The sequence below is a fragment of the Bradyrhizobium sp. RP6 genome, from assembly GCF_003837805.1.
Taxonomy (GTDB): Bacteria; Pseudomonadota; Alphaproteobacteria; order Rhizobiales; family Xanthobacteraceae; genus Bradyrhizobium.
Genome location: NZ_RQIT01000073.1, coordinates 1 through 426, shown reverse-complemented (window position 1 = coordinate 426; position 426 = coordinate 1). Strand labels below are relative to the sequence as shown.

Annotated in this window: 1 protein-coding gene; it reads left to right on the top strand. The window is 35.4% G+C overall.

The annotated features are described in order from the left end of the window. Positions 1–296: hypothetical protein (locus tag EHH60_RS36930; protein WP_502697438.1), on the top strand; the 296-nt coding region annotated here is incomplete at its 5' end. Positions 297–426 lie beyond the last annotated feature (130 nt).

Below are 426 nucleotides of genomic sequence, written 5' to 3'. Positions count from 1 at the left end.
ATTTAATTTGGGGCATCGTTGTTAGTGTTCCACCTCAACAACCAGTTACTAAATTAGAAATTAATTCAGCAAAAAAACTACTCAATGCAGGAAATCAGCGTCTTAAAGTGTTGACAATCGCTTATTGTAAAAATAATAGCAAAGATAATAGTTGTAAGACTCAGACCGTAAATAAAAACATTTTCCCTGGTCAGGAAAAAAGTTTAGAAAGCATATCTGGCTACGATAAAATCGTTGTCAAATATAATAACTGGATCACCAAGGACAATGGCGAGTTTGAGCTGGCGGTCCATTAATTATCGTTGTGATAAACAAAGGAATAGGCATGAAAAAGGTATTCGTAAAATCTCTTCTGGTAGCCGCAATGTTTTCCGTTGCAGGTTCTGCATTAGCAGTACAAAAAGATATTACTGTCACTGCTAATGT